We start from the raw sequence: 15,672 nt of genomic DNA, 5'->3' as shown, positions 1-15,672 counted from the left end.
TTGCGTGACCGGTGCCCAGCTTCAGGACCGGTGCCCGGCTTCAGGACCAGTGCGCCACCGCGTCCAGGTGCGGCAGGCGGTGGTCCAGCCGCTCACGCTTGGTGCGCAGATACGTGATGTTGTTCTCGCACGGCTCTATCAGCAGCGGCACCTCCTCGGCGACCTGGATGCCGTTCTCGACCAGCGCCTCGCGCTTGCGCGGGTTGTTCGACATGAGGCGGACGGAACGCACGCCCATGTCGCGCAGGATGTCGGCGGCCACCTTGTAGTCGCGAGCGTCCACCGGGAAGCCCAGCGCGACGTTCGCCTCCACGGTGTCCAGGCCCTCCGCCTGGAGCGCCATCGCCCGCAGCTTGCCCAGCAGCCCGATCCCCCGGCCCTCGTGCCCGCGCAGGTAGACGACGATGCCCCGGCCCTCGGCGACGACGGCCCGCAGCGCGGACTCGAGCTGATCGCCGCACTCGCAGTGCTGCGAGCCGAACGCGTCACCGGTCAGGCATTCCGAATGCAGCCGGGTCAGCACGTTCTCGGAGCCCGGCTCGCCGTACACCAGCGCGACCTGCTCGTCACCGCGGTCGTGGTCGAGGTAACCGATCGCCTGGAATTTGCCGTACACGGTGGGCAGCGGTGCATTCACCACGCGTTCCACACCGGTGCGCTGGGAGGACTTCTTGCCGAGCACGCCAAATTTGTCTGTCATGATCTGGTTCCTAAGCAGAGACGAAAGGCCGGGAAAAGATGAGTGGTTCGGGAATGCGGACGGCGGCGTACGGAGGGCTGGTGCCGGCGGACACCACCGAGGACGTGCGGTCGCGCGGCGCGGACGTCCCGGTCCAGGTGGCGGTGCTGCCCGTCGGAAGCTTCGAACAGCACGGGCCGTACCTGCCGTTGGCGACCGACACGCTCGTCGCATGCGCGATAGCGCGGGAGATCGCCGCCGCGTATCCGGTGCACCTCCTCCCTCCGGTGACCATCGCCTGCTCGCACGAGCACGCGGACTGGCCGGGAACCGTCAGCATCTCCGCCGTCACCCTTCACGCGGTGGTACAGGACATCGCGGCCTCGCTGCGCCGCTCGGGCGTCGAGGCCCTGGTGCTGGTGAACGGACACGGCGGGAACTATGTCCTGGGCAACGCGGTCCAGGAGTCCTCCGCCCGCGGCGAGCGGATGGCGCTCTTCCCGGCCGCCGAGGACTGGGAGGCGGCGCGGCAGCGGTCCGGGGTGTCGACCTCTCTGCTCACCGACATGCACGCCGGGGAAATCGAGACCTCGATCCTGCTGCACGCCCATCCCGAACTCGTCCGGCCCGGTTACGAGTCGGCCGATTTCACCGCGGACGACCGTCGCCATCTGCTCACGCTGGGAATGTCCGCCTATACCGATTCGGGCGTCATCGGCCGTCCCTCCCTGGGGTCCGCGGAAAAGGGGAAGGAACTCCTGTCGAGCCTGGCGGATTCCTTCGGGACGTATTTCTCGATACTGACGACCGGGACGGCCGAGGGGGATTCCGCCGGCCCCGTGTGACGCCCGTCGCGGGGCTCCGCGTCCGGTACGAGGCTGCCGGCCGCCGCGTTGCGGTCCTTGTCCCGCAGCCCGGTGCACCAGCGGGCGACCAGGACGACGAGCCCGGGCAGCGCGGCCGCGAAGCTGAGCACCCCGTACACGACGGCGACGGCGAGTCCGGTGCTCGCGCCGAGTCCGGCCGCGCCGAACGCCCAGGCGGTGATGCCCTCGCGGGGCCCCCAGCCGCCGACGTTCAGCGGCACGCCCATGGCGAGGAGGGCGAGGACCGCCAGCGGCAGCAGTGTGAGCACCGGGGCGGCGGAGCCGGCCGCGCGGGCGGCCACGACGAACGTGGTGAGGTGCCCGGCCAGGACGACCGCCGAGGACAGGGCGACGCCGGGCCCGTTGCGCCGGGACAGCAGCCCCTCGCGCGCCTCGGCGAGCGCCGCCCGCATCCGTCCCCCCGAGCGGGAGGCCGAGGAGTTCGCGCGCAGGGCGAGGACGACGGCGAGCACGCCGACCGCGCCGAGTGCGGCCGGCGGCGCGAAGTGCCGTACGTCGGCCATGACCGGGGACGGCAGGGTGAGCAGGATCGTCACTCCTGCGAGGGCGAGCACGAGTTGTCCCGCCGTGCGCTCCAGGACGACGGCCCGGACTCCGCGTCCGATGTCGCCGGTGCTCTGCCCGTGGCGCACCGCGCGGTGCACGTCACCGAGGATGCCGCCGGGCAGGGCGGCGTTCAGGAACAGCGAGCGGTAGTAGTCGGCGACGGCGGGCCCCAGGGGCAGCCGCACCTTCAGTCCGCGGGCCACCAGCGCCCATCGCCACGCGCTGAACACGGTGGTGACGGCGCCGATGCCGAGCCCGAGCAGCAGGGTGAGGGCGTCGATCCGCCGCAGCCCGTCCAGGACGGCGCCGGTGCCCATCCGCCACAGCAGGACGCCGAGGATGACGACGCCGGCGACGGTGCCGAGGTGGGTGCGCAGCGCTGCGCACCGGGAACGGGCGGCCGGCCGCGGGCCCCGCGGCTCGGTCACGATCACGCCGATACGGGCTTCGGAGACGGCGGGGCCGGTACGCGCCGGGAACATCACGGCCGCCGTACGGGCCGGGGGCGCCTCGGCCGCCGTACGGGAAGCGGTTACGGCCGTTCCCGCCAGGGTGGCGCCGTCGCGCGGGGACCGTCGTACGGCCGTCCGCGCGCGCCGCGCCGACAGCGGCGCCGCCGGGACGCGCGCGCCCACCGTCTCCGCGCTCATCAGACGCCGCCCGTCGGCCGGGCCAGGGCGAGGAGGTCGCTGTGGTGGACGGTGACGTGGAGTTCGCCGGCGGCGCAGGCGGCGAGCCGGGCCTCGAGGTACGTCTCGGCGCGGGCGGCGAGGTCGGGGCGCTCCTCGACGGCGGCGCCGACCCAGCCGCGCAGCCACTGGGCGGTGAGCGCGGCCTCGTCGGGGCCGAGCCGCCAGGCGCTGGGATGCACCTTGACGCTCGCGCCGTGGTCGGCGAACGCCTCGCAGGCCGCCGTGACCGAGTCGGGGCCGAGGAGGCCGCCGCGCCGCTGGTGGTCGTTGAAGGCGGCGGCGATCTCCTCGTCCATCGGGTTCTCGGCGCTCAGCTCGACGCGCCCGGCGACGGAGAGGGTCAGCAGGGCGGGGCAGCCGGCGCCCGCGCAGGCCGCGGCGAGGGTGTCGATCTCCTCGCGGGTGAGGACGTCCAGCAGCGCCGACGCGGTCACCAGTGAGGCGCCGACGAGGGCGTCCGGGGTCAGCCGGGCGACGTCGCCGCGGCGGGTCTCGACGGTGACCCGGCTGCCGTCGGCGGCGACCCGCGGCGAGCCGACGGCCGCGAAGTGCAGCAGGTAGGGGTCGCGGTCGTGCAGGATCCAGTGCTGGGGGCCGTCCAGGCGGGGGGCGAGCCAGCGGCCCATCGAGCCGGTGCCGCAGCCCAGGTCGTGCACGACGAGTCCGCCGGTGCGGCCGGGCAGGTTCGCCAGCCGGATCCGCAGCGGGTCCAGCAGGTCGATCGCCCGTGCCGTGGCGTCGGCGGGCTCGCGCAGCCGCAGCCACTCGGGTGCGTAGCGGGGCGGTTCCTGCGCCGCGACGTCCTCGTCCCGAAGCCGTACGGTCGGCCGCTCGCCGGGTCGGGCCACCGGGCCGGCGCCCTCGATGACACCCGTTGTCTCCATGACACCGGTCGTCTGCATGACACCGGTTGTCTGCGTTTCCCTGTCCGGGGACACCTCCCGAGCTCCGGGCCGGGCCGGAATCCGGCCGACCTGCCGTGCCAGGTCGGCCGGGGTCATCGTGGTCTTCCTCATGCCGCCCTCCGGGGTTCGCTGGGAAGCCGGCCGAGGACGCCGGCGAGGCGCTGGGCGGTGCTCGCCCAGCCGTTGAGGGCCGCCCGCCGGCCTCGCGCGGCCGCCTTCAGCCGGCGCCGTACGTCCGCCTCGCCGAACCAGCCGCGCAGTTCGGCGGCCAGGGCGGCCGGGTCCTCCGGCGGGACGAGGATGCCGGGAACGCCGCCGTCGGGGGCGCGGCCGACCGCCTCGGGCAGGCCGCCCACATCGGTGGCGAGGACGGGGATGCCGCGGGCGAGGGCCTCGGTGACGGCCATGCCGTAGGTCTCGGCGTAGGAGGCGAGGACCATCAGGTCGGCGGAGGCGTACGCGGCGTCGAGCTGGGCGCCCGCCTTCGGTCCGGCCAGTTCCAGCCGGTCCTCGAGGCCGTACCTGCTGATGAGGCCGCGCAGGTGGGCCACGTACTCCGGGTCCTGGCCGAGGCCGCCCACGCAGGAGCAGGTCCACGGCAGGTCCGTCACCGCGGCCAGCGCCTCGATCAGCCGGTGCTGGCCCTTGCGGGGCGTCACGGTGGCCACGCACAACAGGCGGGAGACGCCGTCGGTGCCGGAGGCGAGGGGTGCGATGTCGGCGCCGGGGGCGGCGTCGTGCACCTTCTCCGGTGCGAGGCCGTGGTGGGAGACGAGGCGTCGGACCGCCCAGTCGCTGGTGGCGATCACCGCGGGGACGGCACGCAGCACCGCCCGCTCCCTGGCGTCGAGTTCGGCGGCGAGCACCGGGTCGAGCCCCGTCTCGTCGCCGAGCGGCAGATGCACCAGGACGGCGAGCCGCAGCCGTTCCGCCTCCGGTACGACGATCTCCGGGACGCCGCAGGCCACCAGCCCGTCCAGCAGGACGACGGTGCCGTCGGGCAACTCCCGTAGCGTGCGGGCCAGTTCGGCGCGGGCGGGAGCCTGCGGGCTGGGCCAGTCACCGGCGACCCGGTGCTTCTCGACCTGCCAGCCGAAGCCGGGGAGGTCCAGGCAGACACGGCGGTCGTAAGCGTTGCCGCCGCTGGGGTTCGCCGGGTCGTCGACGCCGCCCGGCATGACGAAATGTACGGAACGCAGGGACATGGGGATGATCCCCCCGTTCTTCTCAGGGGTCGTCGGCTGCGCGGGCAGATAGGCGAGCGGGGCCTTTTCCATCGTCACGTCGGTCACAGCGCACGCTCGTAGCTCGCCCAGGCGACGTGCGACTCGTGCAGGCTGACGGAGAGGGCGGCGATGCCCCGGGCGCCCTCGCCGAGCGCGCCCTTGTGGATCCGCTCGGCGAGCCGGTCGGCGATGACCTTGGCGAGGAACTCCGTGGAGGTGTTCACCCCGGCGAAGTCGGGCTCGTTGTCGAGGTTTCTGTAGTTCAGCTCGCTGACCACAGCGCCCAGTTCCTGGGTCGCCAGGCCGATGTCGACGACGATGTTGTCGTCGTCCAACTGCTCGCGGCGGAAGGTGGCGTCCACGAGGAACGTCGCTCCGTGGAGGCGCTGAGCGGGTCCGAAGACCTCACCGCGGAAGCTGTGGGCGATCATGATGTGATCGCGGACCGTGACACTGAACAACGGACGACCCTCCAGGTGCGGCGCGTCTGGTCCCCCGGCCATCGGCCGCCGGGGGATGCCGTGTAGTACGGCTCTTGGCTTCCCCGTGTTCAGCCGACTCTCACTCTTTTCTCAGGTCAGGCGCTTTTCTCGTAGGTGACCCGGTGACACAGGGCCGGAATCGCCCCGCTCGTGAGCCGGGGCATCACCTCCGGCAACTCGTCGAAGGCGCTTTCCCCGGTGACGAGGGCGTCGAGCGCGGGGTCGGCGAGGAGTTCCAGGGCGAGGGCGAGCCGGTCGGCGTAGCTGCGGTTCGCGCGGCGCGGGGAGACGGTGCCGACCTGGCTGCTGCGGATGACCAGCCGCCGGGAGTGGAAGGCCTCGCCGAGCGGCAGGGAGACCTTGCGGTCGCCGTACCAGCTCAGTTCGAGCACCGTGCCCTCGGCGGTCAGCAGTTCCAGTGAGCGGGCGAGGCCCTGCTCGGTGGCGCTGGCGTGCACGACGAGGTCACAGCCGCCCAGCGCCTCCTCCGGGGAGGCGAAGCCGACGCCGAGCGCCTCGGCGGTCTTCGCCCGCGCCGGATCGGCGTCCACCAACTGCACGCGCACGCCCGGGAAGCGGTTCAGCAACGCGGCCACCGAGCAGCCGACCATGCCGCCGCCGACCACCGCGATCCGGTCGCCGACCAGCGGCGCCGCGTCCCACAGCGCGTTCACGGCCGTCTCGACCGTGCCGGCGAGGACGGCCCGTCCGGCGGGCACGGAGTCCGGTACGACGGTGACGGCGCTCGCCGGGACGACGAAACGGGTCTGGTGCGGAAACAGGGAGAAAACGGTACGCCCGACCAGTTCCTCCACCCCCTCCTCCACCACGCCGACGTTGAGGTAGCCGTATTTCACGGGCGCCGGGAAGTCGCCTTCCTGGAACGGCGCCCGCATCACGGCGTGCTGACTCTCCGGAACCCCGCCGCGGAAGACGAGGGTCTCCGTGCCACGGCTGACTCCGGAGTACAGCGAGCGGACGACGACCTCGCCCTCCGCCGGGTCCGGCAGGGTCACATCACGGATCTCTCCATGGCCCGGCGAACCGATCCAGAACGCACGTGCGGTGCGGTTCATCGGCGTCCTCCTGAACGTTCGGGAACTTGCTCACGTACCGAGGTGTGCACAGGTCGCGCACAGTACGCGGCCTTGATCGACTCTGTCACCTGGCCGGAGGATGTGCGGTGGCCCTGAACAACACTTACGACGCAAGGCTGGTCCAGCAGGAGACCGCTGTGGGAGCGGGCGTACAGATCCTGGTACTGGCCCTGCTCGGCACGGCGATCGGCATGGGCCCGACGGGCTGGGTGACCGGCCTCGTCTTCGCCGTAGCCACCTGGGCGGTGCTCTCACGGGCACTGCACCGCTCGGGTCTGCGCACTTTCGGCCCGGCGAACCGAGTCACCCTCGGCCGGGCCACGCTGGTCGGCGGGGTGACAGCACTCGTCGCGGACTCCTTCGTGAGCGCGCCCCCGGTGTCCCTGCTGGTCGGCCTGACGGCCGTGGCCCTGCTGCTGGACGGCGTGGACGGCAAGGTGGCCCGACGCACGGGCACCTCCACGGCGCTGGGCGCACGCTTCGACATGGAGGTCGACGCGTTCCTGATCCTCGTGCTCAGCGTGTACGTCTCCATGGCCCTGGGCCCCTGGGTACTGCTGATCGGCGCGATGCGCTACGCCTTCGTCGCGGCAGCCCGAGTCGCCCCGTGGCTCAACGCACCACTCCCGCCGAGCACAGCCCGCAAGACAGTCGCCGCGATGCAGGGCATCTGCCTCCTCGTCGCCGGCGCCGACCTGCTCCCGCACGCCGGGAACCTCGCGGTGGCCCTGCTGGCCCTGACCCTGCTGCTGTGGTCCTTCGGCCGCGATGTGCTGTGGCTGTGGCGGGAGTCGAGGGCGCATCGGGGGAGGAAGAACACTGGCGCGGAGACGGCACCGGTGGGAAAGATGCCGGCGCTGGACATGGGCATGGACATGGACCTGGACCTGGACATCGATATGGAACTGGCTGGACGCTAGTCCTGGCGCACGACATCGAGGGGCCCGGTCCGCTGAACGGATCCGGGCCCTCGTCGCGTGCGGGGGCGTTGCGGCAAGCGGTTCCCGGGCGATGACCGTCCTGCGCCGGTCCCCGCGCACTGGTCCGGGCCACTGGTCGGCGGGCCCGATCTCAGGCCGGCAGCCGGTCCGGACGCAACCGGCACGCCAGGCCACCAGCCGCCCGTCCGGCGTTGAGGACGATGCCGTCCAGGCCCAACGTGGGACTGCCGTCCAGGCCGAACGGGGGTCCGGGGCGGACTCCGGTGGCAGGGTGCCCGAGGGCCTTGGTCGACTAGGGCGCCGGAGGCCACCCGGCCCCTCCGACCGCGCCGGAGGAGTTCGCTCGTCGGAGATCACCCGGCCCTCCCCCAAGCGGCTTCCCCTCCCTCACCGCCTCCCGCTTCCCCGACTACTCGACCCCCGTCGCGTCGATGAGCCGGACCAGGTCTCTGCGTCCGTACCCGAGCAGACGGGCGCGATGAGCGGCCATCAGCACGAGCTGCGCCACCGTCTTCCCGGGGTGCCCGTCCGGGTCGTCTCCGAGCCACTCCTGCGGTTTCTCGACGCCCAGGCTGTTCATCACCAGCCCGTACTCGCGACGGACCTGCGCGACGGTGCCCGCGACCGCGTCCAGGAGCGTTCGCCCAGGACGCTCGCACTCCAGGGCGAGGCAGCCCCGGTCGACCGGTACGCACCCCTCCGGCGGACGCGCCCGCAGACCCGCGTACCGCTCGTCCCCGAAACCGGCGGTTTCGAACTCCTCGTGCACCAGTGAGAACCGGTGGAAGCCTGGCGGAACCGGAGGCGGCGCAGGCGTGTACTCCCACCCGGCGTCCTCGTACAGCCGCCGCTTGACCTCCTCCGCGTCGACGTGGGTCACGGTGAGACCCGACCCCTCGTTCCGACCGGTGGTCGTGCCGTCCGGGTTGCGCCGGAAGGTCAGACTCATGTGTGCCCCCGTGGTGTCCGCGATCAATGCGACGAACACGACCAGGACGCGCTCGTCGATGGATCAAACGGACCGCCGGTCCGGACCGTGCCCGCACCGGGAAGCCTCACCCGGACGTGTGACGAACCCCCCGGCCGGGAATCCCCGGACTCGGGCCCGCCGACCCGGCGCGGTCGCTCCGCCGACACGAACCCGCGAGGGTACGGCGCGCCACTTTGCAGCAACTCGCCACTCTTCCAACCCGGTTGAGTAATCAGGTGGCGCAATGTCGCGCTCCTGCGAAGTCACCGTCCGAGCGTGGCACCAACCATGCCGGAGGTGCGCCGACCCGGTCGAAGGTCCGTCCACGGCCTCAGGGCCGGATCAGACGCCGGACGACAGCCTTGTCGCCAGCGACTGGAACCAGGCGCCGTGGGAGAACGGCTCGGGCGGACCGACCTCCATGCCGAGTTCGGCGGCTGCCAAGGCGTAGTCCCCCTCGTTTAGGGGGAGGGCGAGCAGTTCCTGGAGTTCACCCACGAGGCGTGCGACCAGGTGGGGGTCGGTGGTGGCGGCGTAGTCGGCGACGGCGGCGTCGTGATCGGGGAACTCGTCGACGATGTCCTGCGAGAACCAGCCGCCGAGCAGTTGCGCGGTTTCCGGGAAGCGCGCGTGCCACTCCCAGTGCGTCTGCGGGGACCACGGTTTCGGGACATCGCCTTCCTCGATGCTCTTCCTCAGGTGGTCGGCCAGCACCGTCAGCCAGTCGCCGATCTCCGGCTCGGCCATCCCGGTGTCCGGGATCGCGTAGAACTCGCCCAGCTTCTGCCGGATGCGGCCCGGCGGATTACGGCTGTACTCGCGCAGCTGGCGCTCCGCCTCCGCGATGGCCCATGGGCTGGTGTGCCAGGTGTGACGGAGGTACGCGTCCAGCGCGCGGCTGCGCCGCTCCGGGGTGTCGTCGGCCGGCTGCCCCAGGTAGGCGCGCATCACCTGGTCCAGCTCGCCGTACCGACGGTCGTGTTCGAGGGGCTTCATGGACATGTGCGTGCGGCCCCTACAGGTAGAACGGGACGGTCGTGTGGACGACGAAGCCGAGCGGGCTCGACGGCTCACGGCGCAGCACCACGCGCGCCGCGCGGACGTCGACGGGCCCCCGCCCCGCCAGCAGGTCGCCCTCCATCTGGACCCGGCCCACGGGCTCCTCGCGGGAGGGCCAGGCAGCCTCGATGGTGAGACGGGCCCGGGTGCCCTGGGCGAGCCAGCGGTGGATGGGCTGTTCGTTGGCGGTCACCACCTGCTGGGTGGCCCAGTGGGCGGTCTCCCGGTCGGGGTAGGAGGAGGAACGGGTCAGCACGGGGGCATCCTCTCAAATTACCTGCTCAGGGGTGTTTACGTAGGGGAGCAGCAGCCCGATCACAGGTCGTTGAAGGTCCAGAACAGGCCGACCTCGGTGTCCGAGATGATGACGAGGCCGCAATCCTCGGTGAAGACGCTCATCGGGCTGTACCCCAGGCTCTCCAGTGTGAAGTCGAGTGTGCCGGGCGCGCTGCCTCTCTTACTGACGTTGGTGCGGTAGATGGCGTCGTCCCCGTAACGCGCGAGGACCGTGCGCGCCATCGCCCGCAGTTCCTCCGGGGACTCGTCGAAGTACCGCAGGTTGGACAGCGTGCAGCCGCCCTCGGTGAGGGCCAGCAGCAGGTTCTCGGCACTGTCCCGGTCGATCTCTTTGAGGCGCGGCGCGACGTGTTCCGGAGGGTGGACGGCGAAGGGCCAGGTGGGATTCCCCACGCGCTCTGGGGCCTGCGCCTCGTCATCGACGCGGGTCCAGCCCCGGGGGTCCGGGACGGCACGAGCCATCAGCGCGAGAACGTCGAGGACCCAGTCCTCACGGCGGCGCGGGCCCGTGGCGATGTACGCGGCCGCATCCCTGTACAGGTGGCGTACCGCAGCGTCCCAGGAGGCCTGGTCGACGGACATGTGGTGCTGACCTTTCTCGGTGGGCGCTAGGACTTGGAGGGCATCGACGTCATGACGGTGAACGGCGGGGTGCGGCTGCTGTCGTACCGGAGCCGCGTGTCGATGCCGGTGACGTCGTACGCCTTGGCGTTCATGCCACCCTCCTTGTACCCGGACAGCGGGTCGTTCGGGTCCACCGGCTGCTTGAACACGTTGCGGCCGCTGATCTCACCGTTGGGTGCCGTCGAACGGAACGCCTCCCCGTCGCCCTCCCCCGGCGGGGGCGGGCCCTTGATCCACGCCTCGATCGCGGCCTTGTTCTGGTTGAGGTTGTACTCGGTCAGCTCTTCCGCCCGCCGGTAGTTCGGGAAGGCCGAAGCAGCACCGGGCTTCGGCTTGCCATACGGCCAGGCGGCGGTCGGCCCGCTCACCTGCTGGTCACGCAGACGCTGCACGAGTTGCTCGTCCGTCTTACCGACGTGCCTGTCCAGGGTGTGGCCGTGCTCCAGGTACTCGTTGGCGGCAAGGTTGAGGTCGTACTTGCCGGTCGAGTCGACCTTCAGCCAGACCTTCGAATCCTTGAACTCCTCCAGGGCCCGCATGCCGAAGCCTTGCGCACGTGCCTCCTCGGCCTCGAATTTCGGAGCGCTCCGGTGCGCCTCGTCCAACGGGGGCATGAGGGCGTCGAGTTGCGGGACGAGCGCGTCGACGCGCCGGTTGTACTCGATGACGATCGAGTTCAGTTTGGCGGTATCCATGTTCAGGACGATGCCCACGCTCAGCTGGCTCGCCCCCTTGGCGACACCCTTGGCCACGCCTTTGAGGAATCCCTTGACGTCATCCATGCCGACGCCATCCTTGAGGTTGACCTCGACCTTGGGGATCGCGTCGCGCACGGCCTCGGTGTAGACGTCCCATACCTCGCGATTGAGGTAGACGGCCGCCTCGGCGAACTCGTAGAGGAGATCGCTGACTTTCTGAGCCGTGTCGAACAGCACGGTCATCACGGGGTGGGTGGCGGTCTGCGAGGAGGAGTTGTCGTGTTTCCACTCGTAGCCCTCGCGGCTCTTGCCCCACGACGTCGTGCCCCAGAGCGAACTGCAGAAATGGCGCATCGCGTCGTACCACTCGCTGTGGCTCTGCTGAGTGATGCTGCTGACGTTCCCGGTCAGCCCGCTCTCCGCCATGGAGAGCGGGGCGGTCGTCGCCATCCACGCCTTGGACAGCGAGTTCAGGTAGTGCTGCTGTGGAAACGGATAGACCTCCGCGACCTTGCCCATCCGGAAGGCGTGCTCCACCACCGGCCTCAACACGTCCCGGACCAGTTCGGGCACCCACTCGAGGACCCTGCGGATGAAGTCGTCGCCGCCGTCGTCGTCGCCCCACTTCAGATTCGGCACGGAGCCGTAGGCGGGCGCCTTGTCGATGACCTTGGGCAACGGCTGGACGACCGGCTTCGCCTTCCCCGTGGGGTCGTTGGCGGCCTCCGCCTTCGCATAGGCGTTGGCCGTCGAAGTGAAGCCGACCGCTGCACCGCCGATGCTGACGACGCTCTTGGCCCATACCTCGATGAACCGGTTGCCCACTTTGACGTACGCCATCGCGAATGCCTGGGGCGAGGTGCCGTAACCGCCGGCGTCCGGGTACTTCTGCAGATCGTCGAGCAGGCTCTTGACGCCTCTGTCCATCACCGTCTGCTGGCTCGCCACACCGCCGGAGACGCGGTGGAGGTCGGTCGGCTTGACGTCGATGGTGCCGTTCTGGCCCGGCGGTGGCGTTCCCATCAGCCGGCTCCCCAGCCGCGCAGCACGGCCTGGTGCGCGGCCGCATAGTTGATGTGGCTCGTGGTCGCGCACTCGTGCAGCCACTTCTGGGCCGCCTGGAGGTCCTGGGCCGAGCGGTCCCACTCGTCGAGCTTTTCGACGAAGACCTCGCGGGCCTCCCCCTCCCACGACAGCACGACCGGCACGACCCGGTCGTGGAGGTCGTCCAGGCTGCCGTTGAGCTTTTTGAGGATGTCCTCCAGTTCGGCTGCGAGCTCGCGGAGAGTGGCGAAGGAGACGGTTATGTGGCCGTCATCGGTGCTCCCGGTCGGCATGCTTCCCCGTTCGTAGGTGTCGTCGCGGTTGCGGCAGAGGTCTCCTGAGAGCCCGTCAGAAGGAGTCGAGGCTGCTGCGCGGATGGGCGGGCCCGGTCGCCTCCGGGTTCGGTGTCGACAGCTTGTCGACCTCGCTGCCGATGTCCACCGCGATCGTCCGCAGTTGGGCCATCACGTCCAACTCCCGTTCCGTGAAGCCGTCCCGGCTCAGACGTACGGCCTGCTCGAGGTGCCGGATCACTTCACGGATGCGCACGGCGTCCTCGGCCGCCGCCCGGTGGAACCCGCGGTACGCCGTCGCCGCCGGTCCTCGCCAACCCGCCTCGATGCGATCGACGATCGCGTCCATCCGCCTGACCTGCTTGTCCAGGTTGTCCTGCATGTCGTCGAGGTCATCGGCCAGTTTGGTGAGGTCCTGGCTCGAAGCCCTCAGATCGACGCCGCCCTCCTGGCCCGCGCCCGCGTCATGTACGCCCATGCTTCGTACCTCCACCCCCGTGAGCTTGGCATGTCAAGCCGCGTGTACTGAGTGATCCTAACGTCGCGCTCTTCCGAAGCCGACGTCCGGCGGCGCGCCCGGATCAGGCACCCGACAGGCAGGAACGGCAGCTTCGGCCACGCGCCGACGTTCTTCATTCACGGCCGGAGGAACAGCCCGACCGCTCCCCTGCACGTCATCCGTCTCAGCCCAGGAACTCGTTGACCATGCTGACGAACTGGGCCGGGTCGTCCACCCACGGGTGGTGTGACCCCTCCGCCTGCACGACCAGTTCCGCCTTCGGAAAGAGTCCGGCGAATTCGGCCATGGCCCGTGGCGGTCCGGCCACGTCCACCTCTCCGGCGATCAGCAGCACGGGTGCCGTCAGGTCGGCGAGCGCGGCGCGGGTGGCCTGCGGGTCGAAGGCGCCCTCCCCGGCGAACACGGGAACCGCTTCCTTGTTCTTTTCCTCGGCGTCGGCCGCCTGGAGCGCCTGAGCCGCCCCGTCCCAACGCCGGTACCAGAAAGGCGCGACGGCCTCCCATCGCTCGGGAGTCGCCCTGCCCTGAGTAATCTCCTCCAGGGCCGCATAGGCATCGCCGAACCACGGCTCACCCTCCCGGCGGCGGACGGTCGCGAGCCGGTCCTCCGGCGTGATCTCGATGCCGACGGCCATGACACTGGGCGTGACCAGCAGCAGCCGGGCGATCCGGTCCGGGTGTCGAGCCGCGTACCGCACGGCGAGGTTCGCCCCGGCGGAATGCGCCAGCAGGTCCATCTGCTCCACCCCCAGGTGGACCCGCAGCGCCTCGACGTCGTCGACGAGCCGGTCGCAGCGGTACGACATCGGGTCCCGGGGAATCGCGGAGTCCCCGGTCCCCCGCAGATCGAGCCGGATCAGCCGCCGGTGAGCGGTCAGCCCGCCGAGATCTCCCAGGTAGGACGAGGCCCGCATCGGCCCGCCCGGCAGACAGATCAGCAGCGGACCGTCTCCGTCGGTGTGATAGGCGAGCGACGTTCCGTCGGACACGGTGAAAGTAGGCATGGCCGGGAGCTTCGCAGCGGAAGCAAGGCGGGGCAAACGCTTGAGGGGCCGGGAACTGCCACTCGAGCCGGGGCGGCGGCGCACCTTTCGAAGCCGCCATCGTCGATGTCGCGGGTGCCCTTACTCTGACGCGGCCCACGGGCCGGCTTCCTCCTCTGTCGGTGACGAAGGCCGAGCCGAGGCCGGCTGATGTGGCGTTCACCCGCTCATGCGGGCTGGGACGGGCCCTCGGGTCGGTGTCCGGGCGGCTCAGTCCGACCTGGGCCGGGACAGCACGCCGGTTCGCTCACCGGTGCGCTCACCGAACTGGTCGACGCAGTGCGGGTGCGGGCGGCCCGGCCACACCCGCAGTTGCGGGCCGCCTGGCTCATGGGCCCCCGGCACCGTTGATCCCTGCGCTTCGCGAGATCGGCGGCGTCATGGCCTCGTGAGCGCATGGCTTCGTGAGCGCATGGCCTCGTGAGCGCATGGCCTCGTGAGCGCATGGCCTCGTGGGACGTCACGGCCGCTCCCCTTCGCGCCCTTTTGCGGCGGGCCCACGCGCGTCACACTGGTGCCGCTCGGCACCGGCCCGGCCGTATCCCGGGCGGGGGGGCGCGACTCGGGGGGAGTGGGTTCGCGGTGGCAGCAGACGATCCGTCGGACGACGAGGTGCGGGCGGCGCTCGACGCATACCTGGCACGCGGCCGGAACAGGCGTCCGGGTCAGCCCCCCACGGACTTCCTCCTCACCCGCCTGCACCTCCTCGAGGGCACCGTCACCCGGCGCGTCGAGCACCGCACGGAGGAGATCCGGCACCGGCCCGGCACCGTCGCCCTCTCGGAACGGCCGGTCTACGACGTGCTGAGGGACTACAAGCTCGGCCCGCACGAGACGCCTCTCGACCAACCGATCGACCTGGTCAAACGCGGCACGGTACACCTCAGGTCCTGCGACTGCGGCAACGGCCGGCGGCGCTGTGCCGACTGCAACGGCATGAAGTACCGCCCGTGCGAGCCCGCCGAAGTGTGCACCGTGTGCCAAGGCGTCACCGCGTGCACGCACTACCTCAACCACGGCGGCCTGCCCGGCACCCCGCCCCGGCCGCCCAAGCCGGGCCGGGCCGACCGCCCCGACGAGCGGGTGACCTGCGAGGGCTGCCACACACCCGGCAGCGCGTGCCCCGGGTGCCGGGGCTGGGGGAAGGTGAGGTGCTCGGAGTGCGACGCGAGCGGGCGCATCCCCTGCACGCCGTGCGGGCGTACGGGCACCGTCGAATGCGCCACCTGTGAGGGATGCGGGAACCTGACGTCCTGGACGGCGGGACGGATCGAGTGGACCTCGACGAGGAAGGGCGTACCCTCCCCCGTCCCGCGGCCGCGACGGGTGGCATCCGAATTGGACTCCGGGGGCTGGCGGCAGGACCGGCTCGGTTCTGACGATCCGCTTCCCGGCGACCTCTCCCCCGACCACCGCGCGGCCCTCGAACCGCACCTGCGCCGGTGGGAGGGGGAGAAGGAGCGTGAGGCCGTCATCCAGCGTCTTACGGTCGTCAGGGCGACGCCGCCCGGCTCCGCCAACCTGCAGTTCTACGTCTTCCGGAGCACCGACGGACGACTCAGCGTCCTGCGGCGGCTGTCGGAAGAGGGCCGGTGGAAGGCCTGGCTGGCCGTGGCGGCGGTCGTCGCCCTCGTCGTCCTGGTCCTGGTCCTGCTCCTCTGACCGGACCC

The 15,672-nt window shown here is 71.2% G+C and carries 16 protein-coding genes and 1 pseudogene; 3 read left to right on the top strand and 14 right to left on the bottom strand.

Going from position 1 to position 15,672, the window contains the following annotated elements; genetic code table 11:
• Nucleotides 1-40: 40 nt before the first annotated feature.
• On the bottom strand, nt 41-700 hold the full coding sequence (gene ribA, locus ACFWJX_RS02915; protein ID WP_383235811.1) for a GTP cyclohydrolase II: 660 nt from the start codon (nt 698-700) through the stop codon (nt 41-43).
• Nucleotides 701-738: 38 nt separating this feature from the next.
• Between ribA and ACFWJX_RS02910 the strand changes: the two are divergent.
• A pseudogene (locus ACFWJX_RS02910) lies at nt 739-1,491 on the top strand (creatininase family protein); the annotation flags it as partial.
• On the opposite strand, the gene ACFWJX_RS02905 reads toward ACFWJX_RS02910, so the two are convergent.
• From ACFWJX_RS02905 to ACFWJX_RS02885, 5 genes are all read right to left on the bottom strand, one after another.
• Nucleotides 1,374-2,762: a lysylphosphatidylglycerol synthase transmembrane domain-containing protein gene (locus ACFWJX_RS02905; RefSeq protein ID WP_383235808.1), complete on the bottom strand. Its 1,389-nt coding sequence runs from the start codon at nt 2,760-2,762 to the stop codon at nt 1,374-1,376. The pseudogene ACFWJX_RS02910 and the gene ACFWJX_RS02905 sit on opposite strands and share 118 nt — an antisense overlap.
• Complete coding sequence (locus ACFWJX_RS02900) at nt 2,762-3,820, bottom strand: class I SAM-dependent methyltransferase (protein WP_383235805.1); 1,059 nt, start codon at nt 3,818-3,820, stop codon at nt 2,762-2,764. Before ACFWJX_RS02900 ends, ACFWJX_RS02905 begins: the two co-directional genes overlap by 1 nt.
• Complete coding sequence (locus ACFWJX_RS02895; RefSeq protein ID WP_383235802.1) at nt 3,817-4,986, bottom strand: glycosyltransferase family 4 protein; 1,170 nt, start codon at nt 4,984-4,986, stop codon at nt 3,817-3,819. Before ACFWJX_RS02895 ends, ACFWJX_RS02900 begins: the two co-directional genes overlap by 4 nt.
• Before the next feature lie 11 nt (nt 4,987-4,997).
• The gene (locus tag ACFWJX_RS02890) at nt 4,998-5,396 is read right to left on the bottom strand and encodes a 6-carboxytetrahydropterin synthase (protein ID WP_086772043.1); all 399 of its coding nucleotides are present in this window, start codon (nt 5,394-5,396) and stop codon (nt 4,998-5,000) included.
• A 116-nt stretch (nt 5,397-5,512) separates the two neighbouring features.
• On the bottom strand, nt 5,513-6,493 hold the full coding sequence (locus ACFWJX_RS02885) for a zinc-binding alcohol dehydrogenase (RefSeq protein ID WP_383235799.1): 981 nt from the start codon (nt 6,491-6,493) through the stop codon (nt 5,513-5,515).
• A gap of 107 nt (nt 6,494-6,600) precedes the next feature.
• On the opposite strand from ACFWJX_RS02885, the gene ACFWJX_RS02880 reads away from it, so the two are divergent.
• Nucleotides 6,601-7,434, top strand: coding sequence for a CDP-alcohol phosphatidyltransferase family protein (locus tag ACFWJX_RS02880; RefSeq protein WP_383235797.1), 834 nt, complete (start codon nt 6,601-6,603; stop codon nt 7,432-7,434).
• Nucleotides 7,435-7,864: 430 nt separating this feature from the next.
• Here ACFWJX_RS02880 and ACFWJX_RS02875 read toward each other — a convergent pair whose 3' ends face one another.
• The 8 genes from ACFWJX_RS02875 to ACFWJX_RS02840 all read right to left on the bottom strand — a co-directional run bounded on the left by ACFWJX_RS02875 (nt 7,865) and on the right by ACFWJX_RS02840 (nt 13,963).
• A complete protein-coding gene (locus ACFWJX_RS02875; RefSeq protein WP_383235794.1) occupies nt 7,865-8,404 on the bottom strand; it encodes a hypothetical protein in 540 nt (179 codons plus the stop codon).
• Between the two features lie 363 nt (nt 8,405-8,767).
• Nucleotides 8,768-9,427, bottom strand: a complete 660-nt coding sequence (locus tag ACFWJX_RS02870) for a contact-dependent growth inhibition system immunity protein (protein WP_383235791.1) — start codon at nt 9,425-9,427, stop codon at nt 8,768-8,770.
• Between the two features lie 13 nt (nt 9,428-9,440).
• On the bottom strand, nt 9,441-9,740 hold the full coding sequence (locus tag ACFWJX_RS02865; RefSeq protein ID WP_383235788.1) for an RNase A-like domain-containing protein: 300 nt from the start codon (nt 9,738-9,740) through the stop codon (nt 9,441-9,443).
• Between the two features lie 59 nt (nt 9,741-9,799).
• On the bottom strand, nt 9,800-10,363 hold the full coding sequence (locus ACFWJX_RS02860) for a hypothetical protein (RefSeq protein ID WP_383235785.1): 564 nt from the start codon (nt 10,361-10,363) through the stop codon (nt 9,800-9,802).
• A gap of 26 nt (nt 10,364-10,389) precedes the next feature.
• Nucleotides 10,390-12,126 (bottom strand): RNase A-like domain-containing protein, encoded by a 1,737-nt coding sequence (locus ACFWJX_RS02855; RefSeq protein ID WP_383235782.1) that lies wholly within the window; start codon nt 12,124-12,126, stop codon nt 10,390-10,392.
• A complete protein-coding gene (locus ACFWJX_RS02850; protein WP_355983361.1) occupies nt 12,126-12,440 on the bottom strand; it encodes a WXG100 family type VII secretion target in 315 nt (104 codons plus the stop codon). The genes ACFWJX_RS02855 and ACFWJX_RS02850 overlap by 1 nt, the downstream gene beginning before the upstream one ends.
• 55 nt (nt 12,441-12,495) lie before the next feature.
• Entirely contained in the window at nt 12,496-12,918 is a 423-nt protein-coding gene (locus tag ACFWJX_RS02845) for a WXG100 family type VII secretion target (RefSeq protein ID WP_383235779.1), read from the bottom strand.
• Nucleotides 12,919-13,123: 205 nt separating this feature from the next.
• Nucleotides 13,124-13,963: an alpha/beta fold hydrolase gene (locus ACFWJX_RS02840; protein WP_383235777.1), complete on the bottom strand. Its 840-nt coding sequence runs from the start codon at nt 13,961-13,963 to the stop codon at nt 13,124-13,126.
• Nucleotides 13,964-14,584: 621 nt separating this feature from the next.
• On the opposite strand from ACFWJX_RS02840, the gene ACFWJX_RS02835 reads away from it, so the two are divergent.
• Entirely contained in the window at nt 14,585-15,664 is a 1,080-nt protein-coding gene (locus ACFWJX_RS02835) for a hypothetical protein (protein ID WP_383235774.1), read from the top strand.
• Nucleotides 15,665-15,672: the final 8 nt, after the last annotated feature.

It is taken from the genome of Streptomyces sp. NPDC058335, assembly GCF_042723915.1.
In the GTDB taxonomy this organism is placed as follows: Bacteria; Actinomycetota; Actinomycetes; order Streptomycetales; family Streptomycetaceae; genus Streptomyces.
Note: the sequence above shows the minus strand (reverse complement) of the source record. Positions and strands in the feature narration are given on the sequence as shown.

Bases quoted from the DNA above. Each gene is read 5' to 3' on its own strand.
- ACFWJX_RS02905 (WP_383235808.1), bottom strand. From the start codon at position 2,762: ATGAGCGCGGAGACGGTGGGCGCGCGCGTCCCGGCGGCGCCGCTGTCG.
- ACFWJX_RS02885 (WP_383235799.1), bottom strand. From the start codon at position 6,493: ATGAACCGCACCGCACGTGCGTTCTGGATCGGTTCGCCGGGCCATGGA.
- ACFWJX_RS02870 (WP_383235791.1), bottom strand. From the start codon at position 9,427: ATGTCCATGAAGCCCCTCGAACACGACCGTCGGTACGGCGAGCTGGAC.
- ACFWJX_RS02855 (WP_383235782.1), bottom strand. From the start codon at position 12,126: ATGGGAACGCCACCGCCGGGCCAGAACGGCACCATCGACGTCAAGCCG.
- ACFWJX_RS02895 (WP_383235802.1), bottom strand. From the start codon at position 4,986: ATGGAAAAGGCCCCGCTCGCCTATCTGCCCGCGCAGCCGACGACCCCT.
- ACFWJX_RS02860 (WP_383235785.1), bottom strand. From the start codon at position 10,363: ATGTCCGTCGACCAGGCCTCCTGGGACGCTGCGGTACGCCACCTGTAC.
- ACFWJX_RS02900 (WP_383235805.1), bottom strand. From the start codon at position 3,820: ATGAGGAAGACCACGATGACCCCGGCCGACCTGGCACGGCAGGTCGGC.
- ribA (WP_383235811.1), bottom strand. From the start codon at position 700: ATGACAGACAAATTTGGCGTGCTCGGCAAGAAGTCCTCCCAGCGCACC.
- ACFWJX_RS02840 (WP_383235777.1), bottom strand. From the start codon at position 13,963: ATGCCTACTTTCACCGTGTCCGACGGAACGTCGCTCGCCTATCACACC.
- ACFWJX_RS02875 (WP_383235794.1), bottom strand. From the start codon at position 8,404: ATGAGTCTGACCTTCCGGCGCAACCCGGACGGCACGACCACCGGTCGG.
- ACFWJX_RS02850 (WP_355983361.1), bottom strand. From the start codon at position 12,440: ATGCCGACCGGGAGCACCGATGACGGCCACATAACCGTCTCCTTCGCC.
- ACFWJX_RS02845 (WP_383235779.1), bottom strand. From the start codon at position 12,918: ATGGGCGTACATGACGCGGGCGCGGGCCAGGAGGGCGGCGTCGATCTG.